The organism is Trichothermofontia sp., assembly GCF_053493415.1.
Map to the genome: position 1 here is coordinate 1 of NZ_JBRCAD010000157.1, position 12,558 is coordinate 12,558.

Below are 12,558 nucleotides of genomic sequence, written 5' to 3' on the forward strand. Positions count from 1 at the left end.
CCCCCAAGGCCCCTAACCCCACGGGCCAAGCCAGAGCCAACAAGACCCCCAACCCGGTTGCCACCGATTTGCCCCCACTAAAGCCTAACCAGATCGAACGGCTATGGCCCAATAAGGCTGCTAAGCCAGCCCCAACCACCCACCACGGCAACGGTAATACCTGGGGCAGTGTCAGGTTGTTGGCCATTGTCCCTAGGGCCTGTTGCACCCCTGACTGGGTGAACCACGGAATCAGGTAGATGGCCGCGACCCCCTTCAACACATCAACCATCAGCACCACGATCGCCGGTCCCTTGCCGAGGGTCCGTAGGACATTGGTAGCTCCCGTAGACCCCGATCCCTGGGTGCGGATATCGATCCCTTGCAGTAAATACCCCGCCAGATAACCCGTTGGCAGCGATCCCAAGAGGTAAGCAATCCCCCACAAGCCCACGGCCACAACCCAACCGCCCATAGCCGACTCTCCTGACTCTCGCGATACGCAGCATTCTCAGCATACCCGGTTTCCCCAGGGGGAGGCTGGCATGGCCTTTTTCTCTGTCACGTTTTTGAGCGTGCTTCACGCCCCAGCCAAGACGATCATCCCTAGCCGCTTCCTACCCAGCAGCAAGCATCAGGAGTAGCCATCACGCCATCCATCGTGAGTCAGCTTGAACGTCAGCCGTGGGGATCAACGCCATGATTCGCAATCAGGTTAAAAAGACCTTAAAACGGAATATCATCATCAACTGGTTCACCAGCGGGTTCAGCATAGGTGGGGGTCACAGCCGCCGGTGAAGACATGACGGGCGGCATCCCAGGCGCTTGGGCAACCGGCGTCTGACGGGGCGGACGGGCAGCCGGGCTAGGCGCTGGAACACCGCCCATGCCGATAGGCCCCGTAGCGGTGGGCATCCCCGTGGGCACCGCCGCCGCCGCCGGTGGATTAGCGACATGAACCGGATGAATGCGTTGCAGGGTCATCTCTGCCCGTTTCTCTTTAAAGCCTTCTAACTGCACCGTGTTCATGCCTAGGCGACCTTCCAGAATGACCTGATCTCCTTCCTGGTAGCGCTCCTGAACTTCCTGGGCCAGATTGCGCCAAGCAACGACCTTTAAGGTGGCGGGTGGATCTTCCGCACGCAGCCCCGGAAACTGGACCAACATTTCAGTCACTGGGATTTGGGTATCGGGCGTATAGCGTAACTGCGGGGGCCGAATAACTTCCGCCATCAGGACACAGTGGTTCATACCTGCCTCTAGTGGGAATGCACGCGACGGGCGAGCAGTTGTTCTTCCAGAGCAGCGATCCGATTGTAGGCTGCCGTTAACTGGGCGGTGAGCCGCTGGACTTGGACCTCTGTGGTCATGCTCAGATCCCCATTCTGGTTGTCAATCTGCACATAATCATTATCCACCAGAATATCCCGATGCTCCAGCTCCAGCGCATAGGGATGGTCAACATAGAGGGCGTGGTAGGTCGAGGGGGGGGGGACAGACTCAGGGATGGGCGCAGGCTCAGTCGCCCGCTGATGGTTACTGTCCACCGACGCCTCGGCAATCTGAGTGTGAATTTGGTCAACCAATTGATAGAGGGTGTCAATTTTGGCACTTAACGCCATCAATTGCTGAGTATAAACATCCATTGAACAACCTAACGAGTAACACATGCTTTCATACTACCCACCATACTAAGTAGGTTTTTTGAAATATCTAAATTTATTTATGAATCATTTAACTTTTACTAAAAAGTAATTCGGTTTACTCCCAAAATTGTACGTTTCATCACTTATCGACGCCTCATAACGCGCAACACCGAGGAAAAGATGCCGGATGCTCGACAGGATTTAGCGATCGGCTTAAGGTCGATTTAATTTGTCCATAGTAAAGAATGTGTCCATAGTAAAGAATGGGTAAAGAATGGCGGTCCTGCTGGCCTGCCGCTAATTTTTCTCTAGGAGAAAATCCATCTAGGAACGTCAATGTCATTGAGGCGGGCGACGAAACCGCCCGCCTCAACCCCTTATGATTGGGTGGGCACGGTTGGGGAAATGGGTATTTTTCGAGGTGCCCACTGGTGATTGAGATCACCCATAGCCGTCATGATTCCGGTAGCAACTAAGCGCATCGCGCTAATGCAGGGGATAGGGGAATATCTGCAAGCTAGCGATCGTTTGTGGCAATGATTCGGATGGCGGAATGGGGGCTTTGCTGTGATCTTGGTACGCATGATGTGGCGTAGCGCGGTGCGGACAAGTCCGCACCCGTTTGCTCCCAACACACCCGTCATTGGCTCAGAAATAAATGTTTCCTTAATAAGCTTTATGTTTAGCCACTGATCGCGTTGATCCCTGGACTTACTCGGCCATCTGTGGCGACGATGACCCTTGCTTGCGGCCCCCTCATTTGCGCCAACATGGAGCGGGTGACGCTACGGAGCAAACCCCTATGGTTACAAGAAACTTAGGCACTTTTCGGAAAGCACTTCAAAATCTTAACATTTCTTTACATTTTGCGGAACGCAGGACTCAATAGCCGATGGGGCAAGAATTTCTGTCGGTGGATAGATGCCCGATCGCCTGCCGCTGGGGGTAGGGTCCGACCGTACCCTGATCCCCAACCCGGAATGTTCGTGGTAATCTGTTGCAGTTTATGAAGCAAGAGCGAAGACGGAACGAGTATGAGTTGCCTCCAGCCCCCATACAATCTGGTACAGCTGGTGGAAAGTTCCCTCATGTCGTTCCTCGGAACGCGGATGAGTTGTCTGGGATGCCGCTCCGGTCAATCAAGGCTTGGCGGTTTACAGGCAAATGCCCTCATCCGCTTGTTCCCAAGTGTCCTTCACCGTGATTGGTATGAATCAAAACTTGAGGAGTGGCTTAGCAATTGCCCTCGTAACCACGATGTGCAGCACCCTTGGTGTGGCCTCTGTCAGCCGTGCCGTTGAGGTACCTCTGACCGACCCCGCTGCTGAGCCTAGTCTTTCAGGTACGGATTCGCCAGTGGCAAACCGTCCTGCACCCCCCCCGGCGACCCCGTCATCTGCTGTATCGGCTGCCTCCGTTAACCAACTGGCCGCCCGTCAGCCCGACACCCGGTCTCCGCATCTCGACGTGATCAAGGTTGGTGAACGCCAATCTCACCGGATCACCAGGGAAGATACCCTCGCGAAAGTTCAGGCCCATAGCTTCCAGGGGCGAACTGCCGCAACCTTATATATCCGGAACATTCCGGTTCTAACCTTTCTGGGCAATCCTGTGCCTGCCGCAGACGCGCCGAGCCAGGAAAAGCAGCCACCCCCTGACGCGGCCTCACTGGCCCCGCTTGACTCTAGTGATGCCCCTGCCATAAAAGTGGCTAGCCGTCAAGAAGCGGAAGTTGCTGCCACCACCAAAGCCCTAACGCCCGATCCGGTGGCTGATGAGTCCGATCCGGTTTGGCGGGCCGCTGCCGTTGCGGCCAAACTCAACCAGATCGATTACGAGGGCTTTGATGCTAGTCAAATTTCGGTGAAGTGGGCAAGCACTGCCCTTTCTGCCAACTTCCCCAACGATCGCTACCTTATTCAAATCGATGACGAAACCCTGGTTGCGATGGGCAGTTCAATTATTCTGCCAGATACCACGCGTGACGCGGGTCAGGATGCTCTCCAGGCAACCAACCGACTACGTCGCTTGTTGGGTAATGCGTCGCCCCTGCGCGAAGTGGCTGGGCAACCGCGACCGCGATCGGGATTGGCGACCCAAATTTCACGAGGGCTACAACAACTGGGTGGCTTGACGGGGATGGCCTCCTGGTATGGCCCCGGCTTCCACGGGAACCGGAGTGCCAGCGGTGAAATCTTCAACCAGAATGCCCTCACCGCAGCCCATCGTTCCTTACCATTTGGGACCCTCGTGCGGGTAACGAACCTGGACAATGGCCAATCGGTGGTGGTGCGCATCAACGATCGCGGCCCCTTTAGTCATGGTCGGGTGATTGACCTGTCGGCAGCGGCGGCCCGTGCCGTCGGGGTGTTCTATGCCGGGGTTGCTCCTGTGCGGCTGGAGGTGTTGAACCAGTCCAGTTCTAGTCGGATTGATTAATCCTCAGCGATCAGTACAGCACTTCCATACCCGGTGAGGTACAGACAAGGGGCTTAAGCCCCTTGTTCGCAAGCCTTGACCGTACTTCATTAGAGGGAGAACGGCTGTAACCGTATTCAGGTTGAGGTTGAGGAGCGTGGGGCCTTCGTAAACCAGTGCCTCATCACTGCGGCGCTGGACTAAGGTCATTAATTGACTTATTTATGGGCCATGATGTAGTAGCGCCAGGGGGCCGGATACCCTTCGATCGTGCGGGTGGGATCATGGGGATCAAGGAATGCAGCTAAACTATCGATTTCAGCCCAATCGGTGCGCCGCTGTTCGCGCGTGGATAGGGGTTCAGCAAAAAAACACTGAATCTCTCCAAAGCCCGCTCGATATAACCAATGTTCGAGGCAGGATTGGGTGGGCAAGAACCAAATCCCACGGGCATGGGCGTAGCGTTGGCGCGGGGTCAGGGCGATCGGGTCCGCACCGGGAATACCTTGGCAGTCAATCACCAGTTCCCCCTGGGGGGTAAGGGCTTGCCGGAGTTTGTGCAGCAGGCCAATGGGATCGGGATGGTGGTAAAGAATCCCCAGGCAAAAAATCGTATCGAAAAAATTAGGATAAAAGTGAATATGCTCAACGCCTAACGGTTCAAAATAAAGCCGATCGCACTGAACCAAGTTTTGAATCAGTTGGAAATTCCAGAATAATTTACCGTAGGGTTCAAACCCAATTACCCACTTCGGTTGATGCGGCACCATGCGCAACATAAAGTAGCCGTTATGACACCCAATATCGGCAACCCGGCGTCCGTTCAGGGGTTGAATCCGGGGGAGGAGGCGCTGCCACTTCCAATCCGATCGCCATTCGGCATCAATTTGAATGCCAAAGAAATTAAATGGCCCCTTCTTCCAGGGGCAAAACACCCGCAGGGTTTGGTAGAGCCGTTGGGACTGCTCCTGGGTGAGGCGGTCAGGGTGGCCGATCGTCACCACTGCACCGGTCCCATCCAAACTGGCCCGGGGGAGATCGTGGATGGCCTGAACAGCATCGCGGTAGGGCCTGAGACGATCGCTCTCCAGTTGGGGGCAGCGTTCCTGGCGTAGCTGCCGGATAGCGGTCCGATCGCCCGCAAAATCAGGCTGGTCGAGGTAATCGGGGGGGGAATAGGTGCCGCAATCGTTCATGGCTTGAGCGCCACCCAAGAGACAAAATTATGCAGTTTCAACAGGGAATCGATCGGCTGAAAACCCGCAGCTTGCAACATTTCCACTTGCTGGGCTTCCGTGAGGGGAATCAACACATTTTCCAGGGCTTCTTTTTTTCGTTCGATTTCGCGTTGGGCATAGCCATGCTGTTGCTTGAAGGCTTCGTAGTGGCGCGTCATGGTTTCCTGGAATTGGGGAACCGGTGACTGCACCTTTTCACTCAGAAAGAGCAGCCCACCAGAGACAAGACCAGCCGCGATCGCTTGCAATAAGGCTTGCCGTTGCGGGAGCGCTAGGAATTGCAGCGTGTAGTTGACCACGACAACACTACTATTGCTAAATGAACAGTTTTCCGCCGACGCACACCACAGTTCAAGCTGATGGCGCGCTTGGGTCGGGGTGAGCTTGAGTTGGGCTTGCGCCAGCATGGCAGGGGAATTATCAATGCCGACGAGTTGGGCCGGTGGGGGGAGGAAACGCCCCACTAATTCCAGAAACGTCCCCGTTGAACAGCCTACATCAATGATCCGCGTATGTGGCTGGTAATAGGCTTTAGCCCAATGGGCCGCGCAGGTCAGCACTTCCCGGTAGAGGGGGACCGATCGTGACACCATATCGTCAAAGACCCGTGCCACTTCTTCATTAAACGCAAATGGCTTGGGCCAAGGCCCATCCTTAAACAGGTCATCCTTATCAGACGTTAAATAGAGTTCTGTGGCCAGTTCCGAGGTCATGCGCGAGTCAGGTTCAGGTCGATCAGACTCCGATCAGATCTAGTATTGCCCAATATTGTCCATCAGATTAATGTACCTGGAGGCACAAGGAGATGATATAGTAAGAGTTTGTGTCATGAAGTGCTTGGGGCGGCCAATTGGCTAACGTTATTGTCATCGGTGCCCAGTGGGGCGACGAAGGGAAAGGGAAAATCACGGATCTGCTCAGTCGATCGGCAGATGTGGTGGTGCGGTATCAGGGTGGCGCGAATGCGGGTCACACGATCGTCGCACAGGGCCAGACCTTTAAACTGCACCTGATTCCCTCTGGGATTCTTTACCCGGAAACGGAGTGCATTATCGGGTCAGGGACCGTCATCGATCCCAAGATCCTGATCGAAGAACTCGATCGCCTAGAAGCGCTGGATATTCCCACGGATCATCTCCTGATTTCTGAAACGGCCCATATTACGATGCCGTACCATCGCCTGATTGATCAAGCATCAGAGGAACAGCGAGGTAGTCATCGCATCGGTACCACCGGTCGGGGGATCGGTCCCACCTATGCCGATAAGTCCGAGCGAACCGGGATTCGCGTGGTCGATTTGGTCGATCCCGCCGTGTTGGCGAAAAAACTCCGCTGGACGATCGCCTATAAGAATCAAATTCTGGAAAAGCTGTATACCCTTCCCCCGCTGGATGCTGATGCGATCGTCGCGGAATACCAAACCTATGCCGATCGCCTGCGGCCCCATGTCGTAGACTGCTCCCTGCGGATCTACGAAGCGATCCAGGCCCGTCGCAATATCCTGTTCGAGGGTGCCCAGGGAACCTTGCTGGATCTTGATCACGGCACCTATCCCTATGTCACCTCCTCCAATCCCGTCGCGGGGGGAGCCTGCATTGGGGCGGGCGTTGGACCCACCATGATCGATCGCGTCATTGGTGTGGCCAAAGCCTATACCACCCGTGTGGGCGAAGGTCCCTTCCCAACCGAGATCGGCGGTGATTTGGGCGAACACCTGTGCGATCGCGGCGCGGAATTTGGGACAACCACGGGACGGAAGCGGCGCTGTGGCTGGTTTGATGCCGTGATTGGCCGCTATGCCGTGCGCATTAATGGGATGGACTGTTTAGCAATCACCAAGCTGGATGTTCTCGATGAACTGGACGAGATCCAGGTTTGTGTTGCCTACGAAGTTGAAGGTCAACGCTGTCAGCATTTGCCCAGCGATGCCCATCGGTTTGCCCAGTGCCGTCCCATTTACGAAACCTTGCCGGGATGGAAGCAGTCCACAATGGACTGCCGTACCCTCGATGATCTGCCGCGTAAAGCGTTGGACTACCTTAAGTTCTTGGCTGAACTGATGGAAGTCCCGATCGCGATCGTCTCCCTGGGGGCCTCACGGGACCAAACCATCATCGTTGAGGACCCAATCCACGGACCCAAACGTGCCCTGTTGTATGGCAATGGGGTTGAGGAGCCGGGGATTTCGAGCCTGGTGCGTTAACCCTTAACCCCGCCAGGCGGATTGGGCTTTGCCCATTGGGTTCTTGACCCAAAACTCAGCACCCAAAACTCAGCACCCAAAACTAACAGTATTAGGTTGTGATCTCACTATGGAACTAACGATCGAGGCCCAAGTCCGGGAAACCGGCAGCAAACCCAATGCCCTGCGCCGTGCGGGCCGGATTCCTGCGACCCTGTATGGACATCAAGGGGCCGCCTCTGTCCCCATTACGATCGATGCGAAATCTGCGTCACTCCTGCTCCGGGATGCGGTGGTGAATAATACGATCGTGAACCTGAATGTGGCTGATCAGCCCTGGCAGGGGAAGACCCTCATCCGCGAAGTCCAAACCCATGCCTGGAAGGACCTGCTGTACCATGTCAGCTTTTTTGCCGTCACTGCCCAGGATTCTGTCGATGTCACGGTTCCCATCCACCTAGTTGGTGAACCCACGGGCGTAAAACTGCAAGGCGGTAACCTCGATGCGGTGCTGACAGAAATCACGATTCGCTGCGCCCCGACAGCGATTCCTGAAGCCATTACCGTCGATGTGACTGGTTTCCAAGTGGGGGAAGCTTTGCACATCAACGAACTGCCCCTGCCTGCTGGTGCGGTGGCCCTGGGTGAAGCCGACAGTGTGGTGTTCTCGATCCTTGCCGGTCACGGCAGTGCCGCCGAAGCCCCTGCCGACAGCACCGCTGGCTAGATCCGGCGAAGCCCTCCCAGCAAACGGGTCGCAAAATGCGTAGGGGCGGGTCGCGCCAGCAACTTTCCCAAGGGCCGACCATCTTTCTAGACCCGCCCTTGCTATCCCCCAGATCCGCCCCTGCTATTCCCCAGACCCCCTTCTTTTACCGACATAAATCTCCGCGATCGCGCTCCCCCTCAAAGCCCACCACCTCAGCCAGGGTATAGAGCGGTCGCCCTTTGACCTCATCATAAATGCGGCCAATATATTCCCCCAGGATGCCAATACTCACCAATTGGACGGCACCCAGGAAAAAGACGGCGATCGCGATCGCGGCAAACCCGGTTAATGGCGAATTGGGGACAAACCAACGCCAATAGAACACCAGGATTGCCATAATCAACGCCATCAGGGCCGACAGTAGCCCCAAATAGGTCGCCAGCCGTAGGGGTAAGCGGGAAAACGAAACTAGACCGTCGATCGCCAGCGAGAGGGACTTGCGAAAGGTATATTTAACCGTTCCCGCTGCCCGTGGGTCCCGCTGAAACGGAATCGAAGTTTGGCGAAACCCCACCCAGGCCCGTAGCCCCCGCAGGTAACGGCCCCGTTCCGGCATGGCATTTAAGACCGTCACCACTGCCCGATCCATCAGGCAAAAATCCCCCGTATCCGGCGGAATCTCCACATCCGCCAACCGGTGCAACACCCGATAGAAGCCATAGGCCATCAACCGCTTAAACCAACCCTCTTGCCGTCGTTGGGTCCGACGCGCATAAACCACCTGAAACCCCGCCTGCCACTGGGCCACCATCGCTGGAATCAATTCCGGCGGATCTTGCAGATCGGCATCCATCACAATCACCGCTTGCCCTCGCGCATACTGAAGTCCTGCCGTCACCGCAATCTGGTGGCCGAAGTTACGCGCCAAGCTCAGGTAACAGATCCGGGGGTCCTGGTGATGCAATTCCCGCAGCAGGTCCAGAGTGCGATCGCGGCTCCCATCATTCACCAAAATCACCTCGCTCGTCCCGGCCAGTTGGGCCAGAACCCCTTGCAGGCGTTGATACAGTAACGGCAGCATCGCCTCTTCGTTATAGAGGGGAACCACAATGGAATAGCAAATCGGGGTTGCGGGCACCATAACCGGGCAAGATTGCAGATTAGTTCAAGGACTGGACTTAACAGGGACTCATACTGTAGGATAGGAGATTGTGAGTTTTGCACCTTCCTATGGTTGCTCTGAACGCTAACGAAATCATCCGCTCGATCGAAGCGGAACATATTAAAACCGATCTTCCCACCCTTTACATCGGCGACACCGTGAAAATCGGTGTGCGCATCCGTGAAGGGGGCAAGGAACGGGTCCAGCCCTACGAAGGGGTCATCATTGCTGAACGCAACGGTGGCATTAACCGCACGATTACCGTGCGCCGCGTTTTCCAAGGCATTGGGGTGGAACGGGTCTTCCTGGTTCACTCGCCGCGTGTTGCTAGCATCCAAGTCCTGCGACGGGCTAAGGTGCGACGGGCCAAGCTGTACTACCTGCGCGATCGCGTGGGTAAGGCCACCCGTCTGAAACAGCGATTCGATCGTCCGTTGAAGTAGTAACCGACCATCCAATGTTAAGATAGGGCAGAGGCAAGAACAGACCGTTCTGTCTTGACGAGCGCTCTTAGTTCAGTTGGTAGAACGTCGGTCTCCAAAACCGAATGTCGGGGGTTCAAGTCCTCCAGAGCGCGCTGGAGCATTTCCCTGTCAACACGATCGAGTCAACCGAAAAGCCACCGATCGCAGCCTCTAGCTCGACAAGGTGGCGTAGTTTTCGGTTACAATAGTGTGTCTGGCTGTACAAAACAGCTTGTTTACCAGACGAAGGATGCGTGATGGCCAAGAAAGATAGCGCCGAGATTCAACCGGAATCCCAGGGTCAATTTAAAGCACTGACCTTTCTCCAGGAAACCAAAGAGGAGTTGGATAAGGTCGTGTGGCCCAGTCGGCAGCAGTTGATTAGCGAATCAGCCGCTGTGATTCTGATGGTGAGTCTTTCAGCATTACTCATTTACCTGGTCGATCAACTGTTTAGTTGGGCGGCGACCCAGGTATTTTGATCGCGTTGTCTGGTCTGGTTTAACTGGCCCAAGTTTTATCGTGTCCGGTTTTATCATGTCCGGTTAACGTCATCGGGTTTTATCGTATCCGGTTAACGGTTTTGTGTCGCTGGCAGCGGAGAACAATTGCGCATGAGTTTTGCATCAGACGAGTTTGAGTATCCGACCAATCCTGACGATCAAGACGACTCGTCAGGGGCGGCTGCGACTGACAAACGAACCCGTTGGTATGCAGTTCAGGTGGCCTCTGGCTGTGAGAAAAAGGTGAAAGCCGATCTGGAACAGCGGCTGAAAACCCTGGAAGTGGCCGATCGCATTTTGCAAATCGCCATTCCCCAAACGGCCTCGGTGCGCATTCGTAAGGATGGGTCGCGGCAAACGGTGGACGAAAAAGTCTTTCCGGGCTATGTGCTGATCCAGATGCTCTGTCGGCAACAGGCGGATGGCAAATTTGAAATTGACGATGAAGCCTGGCAGGTGGTGCGCAGCACCCCTAACGTGATCAACTTCGTCGGAGCCGAACAGCGACGGGGCTATGGGCGCGGTCGGGGCCATGTCAAACCCTTACCCCTGAGTCCTGCCGAGGTGGAGCGCATCTTCCGCCAGACCCAGGAACAGAAACCCGTGGTCAAAATCGACATGGCGGTGGGCGATCAGATTACAGTCCTCTCCGGTCCCTTCAAGGACTTTGCGGGCGAGGTCATCGAGGTCAGCCCAGAGCGCAGCAAGCTCAAGGCCCTCCTCTCGATCTTTGGTCGCGATACCCCCGTCGAACTGGAATTTAATCAGGTTCAGAAAGAGAGCTAGTCAAAATCAATGGCAAAGAAAGTCGTTGCTCTAATTAAGTTAGCGCTTCCGGCTGGCAAGGCGAACCCGGCCCCCCCGGTCGGTCCTGCCCTAGGTCAGCACGGCGTTAACATCATGGCGTTCTGTAAGGAGTACAACGCCCGGACGGCGGATCAAGCGGGGATGGTGATCCCGGCAGAAATCTCTGTCTATGAAGATCGCAGTTTTACCTTTGTCCTGAAAACGCCCCCCGCTTCGGTGTTGATCCGGAAGGCCGCCGGGGTGGACAAGGGATCGGAAGAACCCAATCGTCGCCAAGTGGGCAGCATTACCCGTGCCCAGTTGCAGGAAATTGCCCAAACCAAAATGCCCGATCTGAATGCCAACGACATTGAAGCGGCGATGCGCATTGTTGAAGGCACGGCACGGAATATGGGTGTTGCAGTGCGGGATTAGACCGGCAGAATGCGGGCAGGCAAGATGCCTACACCACAAGCGACCAGGAAACTGGATTCACACGATTCACGACTTTGTTCACTTTTCTGGGGGAGAGGCTCAACCTCGTTAAGGACCCCGTGTGACCTATGACACGAAAACTTTCACGACGGATGCAAGACCTGCGCAAGCAGGTGGAAGACCGCGCCTATGAACCACTAGAGGCGCTGCAATTATTGAAAGCGACGGCAACTGCCAAGTTTCCCGAATCGGCAGAAGCCCACATTCGCTTAGGGATTGACCCCAAATATACCGACCAACAACTGCGCACCACGGTGGCCCTGCCCAAGGGAACGGGGCAAGAGATTCGGGTAGCGGTGATCGCCAGGGGCGAAAAGGTGTCGGAAGCTGCCAGTGCCGGGGCCGATGTGGTCGGTTCGGAAGACTTGATTAACGAAATTCAGCAGGGGATGATGGATTTTGACCTGCTGATTGCCACGCCCGATATGATGCCCCAGGTGGCAAAACTGGGTCGGATGCTGGGGCCACGCGGCTTGATGCCCTCTCCCAAGGGGGGAACGGTGACCTTTGATCTGGCCCAGGCGATCGCGGAGTTCAAAGCCGGTAAATTGGAATTCCGGGCCGATCGCACGGGGATCGTTCATGTTATGTTTGGCAAGGCCAGCTTCCCCGCGGAAGATTTATTGATCAACCTGAAGGCATTGCAGGAGACGATCGATCGCAACCGTCCGTCGGGGGCCAAGGGTCGCTACTGGCGCAGTATCTATGTAGCCGCGACGATGGGTCCCGCGATTCAGGTCGATATTACTGCCCTACGGGATCTGAAACTGGCTGAGGCGGCCTAAATTTTGATCACAGGAGGGTAACCCCCAACCCATAAACCCCCAACAAGTGAATCTGCATTCATCAGTGACACTGTAGACCGCAGGTGCCAATTGCTTAATGTCCTGCCGAGGTGAACTGCACGATGCCGAGATCTGGGAAACGTTCCCGCTCGTGCGATCGTGTTTGTCCCCCGGCAGGTCTGACCGGGGGT

At 55.7% G+C, this 12,558-nt stretch carries 14 protein-coding genes and 1 tRNA gene; 9 read left to right on the plus strand and 6 right to left on the minus strand.

Features of this window, described 5'->3' with window-relative positions; all coding sequences use genetic code 11:
* The 3 genes from ACWIUF_RS13240 to ACWIUF_RS13250 form a co-directional block, all read right to left on the minus strand.
* Positions 1-454 (minus strand): glycerol-3-phosphate acyltransferase (locus ACWIUF_RS13240; RefSeq protein ID WP_448572896.1); only part of this gene is annotated, 454 nt, incomplete at its 3' end.
* Between the two features lie 251 nt (positions 455-705).
* On the minus strand, positions 706-1,230 hold the full coding sequence (locus tag ACWIUF_RS13245; RefSeq protein WP_448572898.1) for a single-stranded DNA-binding protein: 525 nt from the start codon (positions 1,228-1,230) through the stop codon (positions 706-708).
* Positions 1,231-1,238: 8 nt separating this feature from the next.
* Positions 1,239-1,625 carry a hypothetical protein gene (locus ACWIUF_RS13250; RefSeq protein ID WP_448572900.1) on the minus strand — a complete coding sequence of 129 codons (387 nt, stop codon included), beginning with the start codon at positions 1,623-1,625 and terminating at the stop codon, positions 1,239-1,241.
* 1,209 nt (positions 1,626-2,834) lie between these two features.
* On the opposite strand from ACWIUF_RS13250, the gene ACWIUF_RS13255 reads away from it, so the two are divergent.
* Positions 2,835-4,064 (plus strand): septal ring lytic transglycosylase RlpA family protein, encoded by a 1,230-nt coding sequence (locus ACWIUF_RS13255; RefSeq protein WP_448572901.1) that lies wholly within the window; start codon positions 2,835-2,837, stop codon positions 4,062-4,064.
* Positions 4,065-4,261: 197 nt separating this feature from the next.
* On the opposite strand, the gene cmoB is transcribed toward ACWIUF_RS13255, so the two are convergent.
* Positions 4,262-5,239, minus strand: coding sequence for a tRNA 5-methoxyuridine(34)/uridine 5-oxyacetic acid(34) synthase CmoB (gene cmoB, locus ACWIUF_RS13260; RefSeq protein WP_448572902.1), 978 nt, complete (start codon positions 5,237-5,239; stop codon positions 4,262-4,264).
* The gene (locus ACWIUF_RS13265) at positions 5,236-5,994 is read right to left on the minus strand and encodes a methyltransferase domain-containing protein (protein WP_448572903.1); all 759 of its coding nucleotides are present in this window, start codon (positions 5,992-5,994) and stop codon (positions 5,236-5,238) included. The genes cmoB and ACWIUF_RS13265 overlap by 4 nt, the downstream gene beginning before the upstream one ends.
* A 137-nt stretch (positions 5,995-6,131) precedes the next feature.
* Here ACWIUF_RS13265 and ACWIUF_RS13270 point away from each other — a divergent pair, with 137 nt between their 5' ends.
* Both ACWIUF_RS13270 and ACWIUF_RS13275 read left to right on the plus strand, forming a co-directional pair.
* Positions 6,132-7,484 carry an adenylosuccinate synthase gene (locus ACWIUF_RS13270; protein WP_448572904.1) on the plus strand — a complete coding sequence of 451 codons (1,353 nt, stop codon included), beginning with the start codon at positions 6,132-6,134 and terminating at the stop codon, positions 7,482-7,484.
* Between the two features lie 109 nt (positions 7,485-7,593).
* On the plus strand, positions 7,594-8,190 hold the full coding sequence (locus ACWIUF_RS13275) for a 50S ribosomal protein L25/general stress protein Ctc (protein ID WP_448572905.1): 597 nt from the start codon (positions 7,594-7,596) through the stop codon (positions 8,188-8,190).
* Between the two features lie 145 nt (positions 8,191-8,335).
* Here ACWIUF_RS13275 and ACWIUF_RS13280 read toward each other — a convergent pair whose 3' ends face one another.
* Positions 8,336-9,313 (minus strand): glycosyltransferase family 2 protein, encoded by a 978-nt coding sequence (locus ACWIUF_RS13280; RefSeq protein ID WP_448572906.1) that lies wholly within the window; start codon positions 9,311-9,313, stop codon positions 8,336-8,338.
* A gap of 89 nt (positions 9,314-9,402) precedes the next feature.
* Here ACWIUF_RS13280 and rplS point away from each other — a divergent pair, with 89 nt between their 5' ends.
* The 6 genes from rplS (at position 9,403) to rplA (ending at position 12,367) form a co-directional block, all read left to right on the plus strand.
* Positions 9,403-9,777, plus strand: a complete 375-nt coding sequence (gene rplS / locus ACWIUF_RS13285; RefSeq protein ID WP_448572908.1) for a 50S ribosomal protein L19 — start codon at positions 9,403-9,405, stop codon at positions 9,775-9,777.
* A 61-nt stretch (positions 9,778-9,838) separates the two neighbouring features.
* Positions 9,839-9,911 (plus strand) — tRNA-Trp (locus tag ACWIUF_RS13290).
* Between the two features lie 144 nt (positions 9,912-10,055).
* Positions 10,056-10,280 (plus strand): preprotein translocase subunit SecE, encoded by a 225-nt coding sequence (gene secE, locus ACWIUF_RS13295; protein ID WP_448561343.1) that lies wholly within the window; start codon positions 10,056-10,058, stop codon positions 10,278-10,280.
* 132 nt (positions 10,281-10,412) lie between these two features.
* A complete protein-coding gene (gene nusG, locus ACWIUF_RS13300; protein WP_448572910.1) occupies positions 10,413-11,087 on the plus strand; it encodes a transcription termination/antitermination protein NusG in 675 nt (224 codons plus the stop codon).
* A 9-nt stretch (positions 11,088-11,096) separates the two neighbouring features.
* Positions 11,097-11,522 (plus strand): 50S ribosomal protein L11, encoded by a 426-nt coding sequence (rplK, locus tag ACWIUF_RS13305; RefSeq protein ID WP_448572911.1) that lies wholly within the window; start codon positions 11,097-11,099, stop codon positions 11,520-11,522.
* A 128-nt stretch (positions 11,523-11,650) separates the two neighbouring features.
* A complete protein-coding gene (gene rplA / locus ACWIUF_RS13310; RefSeq protein ID WP_448572912.1) occupies positions 11,651-12,367 on the plus strand; it encodes a 50S ribosomal protein L1 in 717 nt (238 codons plus the stop codon).
* The last annotated feature ends 191 nt before the right edge of the window (positions 12,368-12,558 follow it).